Genomic DNA, 3892 nt, shown 5'->3' with positions numbered 1-3892 from the left:
GGTGCTGCCGGCCGCTCGTCGACAAGCGCTCGAATCGTTGCGCGTCGATGGCGTCGGGTGCCAGGTCGAGGCGGTATCCCTCAGGCGTCGTCGTGATGGACGGCGTGCCCGGGTGTCGGCGGAGGCGGGCGACGGCGATCTGCACCTGCTTCGCCCAGGTTGCCGGAACGTCCTCGCCCCAGATCGCATCCGCGATGCGTTCGGGCGAGAGCGAGCGACCCACCTCGAGTACCAGCGCGGCGAGCACCGCCCGCTCGCGCGGACTGACCGGGCCTCCGTCGATGACGAGTGTCCCGAGGACGTCGACACTCATGGTGCTCATTGTCCTCGCGTGCCGAGGCGCGTCAACGATCACGGGTCGGACGGATACCGCACGGATACCGCACTCGATGCCGACGGATACCGCGGCACGACACGCTCAGCCCATGGACACCACGAACATCACCCGAATCGCCCGTTCCGCGGCAGCAGCGGCACTCGTTGCGGCCGCCCTCGTCGGATGCGCCGCCCAGGCGAGCGCACCCGTCGATCCATTCGAGGGACCGGTCGGCGCCCTCGAGCCCAGACGCCTGGTTTCGAACGACATCGACCCACGCGGCCTGCATGGCCCGCTGGCACTGTCACAGCAGACACGGGCAGCCCAACGGATGCAACGGATGCCGGTGATCGCCGACATCGACCCTCGAGGCCGCCACGGCGTCCCGAACGGGGCCGCCACGCCACCGACGGCCGAGGTGCACGCCGCGGCGCCACCCCGGAATCTCTCGCCCGTCAACGATGTCGATCCGCGCGGACTCCACGGCCTGCCGTCGGGCAGTCAGTGAAGGTGCCGCGAACACCGGATCGGAGTCGAACGACAGCGGTGCCCCGGGTGGGTAGTGTGACGGGGTGCCACGATTCCTCCCCGTCGAGATCGCCGTCCAGGATGCCGCGAGCGCGCGCATCGCGCTCGAGGCGGGCGCGACCCGGGTGGAGCTCTGCCAGGCGCTCGGCCTGGGCGGATTGACGCCGTCGGCGGGACTGGTCGAGGCGACCGTCGAGGTCGCCGCGGCGGCATCCGTCGCGTCTTTCGTGCATGTGCTCATCCGCCCGCGCGGCGGCGGGTTCGTCTATGACGCCGACGAGCTCGACCTCATCGGGCGCGACATCCGCATGGCGCGGTCGCTCGGCGCGCACGGCGTCGTCCTCGGTGCATTGACGGATGCCGGTGCGCTCGACCTGGACGCGATCGCGGCGTTCATCGACGCCGCCGAGGGGCTCGACGTCACCGTGCACCGGGCCGTCGATGCCGCCGCGGATCCGCTGGCCGCCGTCGCGGCGCTGCCCGGCACGGGCGTGCGACGGGTGCTCACGTCGGGCGGCGCGGCCGATTGCCGTGCCGGACGCGAGGTGATCGCACGCATGGTGGCCGAGGTGGGCGGCGCCGTCGAGGTCATGGCCGGCGGCGGCGTGCGCATCGAGGACATCGCCGCGCTGGCCGCGGCCGGCGTCGACGCGGTGCACCTCTCGGCGCGGACGCATGCGACGCATGGGGGAGCGAGTGGTCCCGGCGGCGGTGAGGTCGGGTTCGACACGACGGATGCCGCGATCGTGCGTGCCGCGGTCGAGGCCTCGCGCCGGGCGTAGGCCATGACCGCTCCGGGGATCGGTTGCCGCGGGGGCCGTCGGGGTCGCTAGCCCGTCGGCTCGGACCCCGGTTCGGCCGTCGCAAAGCCGCACGTCGAACGGTAGGGGCCGAGGTCGCCCAGGTAGGCGAGCCATTCGTCCCGCGTGAGGTCGCGACCCGCCATCGCGCACGCGGCCTTCGCGTGCGACAACGGCCGCAGGTCCCACACCGCGATGCCCGCCGGCACGTTGACCGCGAGCTCCTCGCCGTCGGCGCGCAGCACTCCCGAGTACTTCGACCCTCCGGGATCGTTCCACTCGCCGAGTACCGGGATCGGATCGCCCAGTTGCACGCCGCCCGCCAGGTCGTATACGGAGACCGTGTCGTTCAATGCGTAGGTGCTGAGGATGCGGCCGTCGCGGCTGACGTTCACCGTATCGAGGCCACCGGAGCCGCCGGGAAGCGCGCCGATCCGCTCGAACGTGTCGGCGTCGTACCGGACGATGGATTCATTGCCGATCACTCCTGCGACCTCCCCGCGCTCCGCGAGCGCGGTCACGCCGACTCCCACGAGCCCGACCTGGATCCGCTCGCCGGTCTCCGCGTCGAACAGGATCGAATCCGGCGTGTACTCCATGTTCCAGCTCGTCACGAGCACGCGGCTGCCATCGGCACTCGTCGAGATGTAGGCGGGATCGCCGCCGTCGGTCTGCATGGTCGGTTCGATGCGGCGGCCGGTCGCCGGGTCGATGGTCCAGATCTCGCCGCCGGGCCGGCCGACGTACATCCGATCGCCCTGGGCGTTCATCCAGACCCCCACTGCGTCATCGGGAAGTGGATCGCCAGCGAACGATTCAGCGGTACGGACGTCGAGGAAGCCCGTTCGGTGCGGCCCGACGCCGCCGAAGTCGCCGACCAGGGTCGTCTCGCCCGCCCAGGAGACGCCGTACGAGGGGGCAGGAACGCGGAGGGTCAGCTTCCCCGTGCGCGTGTCGAGCAGCGCGAACTCGCGGTAGTCCTCCCACGACTCCACCCCATCGGTGCGGCGGGCGACGACGAGGCTCGATCCCGTCGGTGAATACTGGTCGCGAATCAGCCACCCGGGGGCGAGGACCCGGGTGACGGCACCGGAGCCGTCAAGGCCCCATCGTGTGATGGCGGCTGTGCCGCGACCCACGTTGATGAGTTCGCGACCTTCGCCGACCACGGACATGCTCCCGACCAGGCCGAGCTGAGGGTGGAAGGAGCGCCCGGTCGGCGCGCCGGTCTCGAGGCTCCGCTCCTCGATGCCGCCGAAGTGGTCACCGCAGTACAGGGTGCCGAGTTCGACGGACGCGGTCACCCAGGGGCACGGTTCCATCCTCGCCGTCGCGAACGGCTGCGACCACTCCACCTCCGCTGCGGCGAGGTCGACCGCGGAGATCCGACGGTCGCCGGTCGTGATGATTCGCAGGTCGGAGAGCACGGCCATGGAGACGTTCGTCGACTCCTGGGGCATCGACACCACGGTCACGACGACGGCGGACCTCGGGTCGATCACGAGCAGTGGCCCTTCGAAGGTGCCGTACAGCAGGCGTCCGGCGGGCGTGAAGCGAACCACTCCGGCCCGATCGCTGTTCCCCTGCGGTTCGTGGATGGACGTGCCGGTCACGGTACGAGTGAGGCCGGTGTTCGCATCGATGAGGTGCACTGTCCCGACCCGGTCGATCGCCGCGATCGTGTCGCCCTCGTCATTCATGGTGATGGAGCTGATGGGGTAGTCCACCACCATCGGCGGGAGTACGAGGTCCCCGCTCTCGACGTCGGCGACCAGGAGTCGGATCTCGATCGGTTCGCCTTGGTCATCGAAGGTTCCTTCGGCATATGCGACCCGCTCTCCGTTGCCGCTCACGGCCGGCCCGCGCCGCGAATCGATCTGGTTGGAGGTCGTAGGCATCTCGAGACGGCGTACGCGGTCTCCGGACTCGATGTCGTAGGTCGACACGTCGCCGTCGGAGGTGATGACGACGGCGTTTCGTGTTCCGGGAACGAGCACGCCCGCCATGTTCTCGACCTCGTCGAGATAGGTGGTCGAGAGGAGGCCATGCGACTGGGTCATCACCCCCATGAGTGCGGCGTGCGTGCGGGGGTCGTCGGGCCACCTCCGGTACGCCTCGGCGGCGAGCAGGGACGCGACATCCCGCTCAGTCCCGCGAAGCGACCGCGCCGTGCTCGTGAGCGCCTCGATCTGCGCCGTCGCCCGCTGGTGCGTCGTCTCGTTCGAGCCGGCCGCGACGAAGCCGCCGG

3 protein-coding genes are annotated in these 3892 nt (G+C 70.5%); 1 reads left to right on the top strand and 2 read right to left on the bottom strand.

The features are described 5' to 3' along the window. Positions 1–313 (bottom strand): AfsR/SARP family transcriptional regulator (locus AC1DY2_RS16790; RefSeq protein ID WP_476763448.1); only part of this gene is annotated, 313 nt, incomplete at its 3' end. Positions 314–888: 575 nt separating this feature from the next. Between AC1DY2_RS16790 and AC1DY2_RS16785 the strand changes: the two genes are divergently transcribed. Continuing rightward, complete coding sequence (locus AC1DY2_RS16785; protein ID WP_476763447.1) at positions 889–1626, top strand: copper homeostasis protein CutC; 738 nt, start codon at positions 889–891, stop codon at positions 1624–1626. Positions 1627–1673: 47 nt separating this feature from the next. On the opposite strand, the gene AC1DY2_RS16780 is transcribed toward AC1DY2_RS16785, so the two are convergent. After that, a partial coding sequence (locus AC1DY2_RS16780) for a YncE family protein (protein WP_476763446.1) occupies positions 1674–3892 on the bottom strand: 2219 nt, incomplete at its 5' end.

This window comes from Agromyces sp. P1_H4 (assembly GCF_056405255.1).
This window is presented reverse-complemented; position numbering and strand designations above follow the sequence as displayed.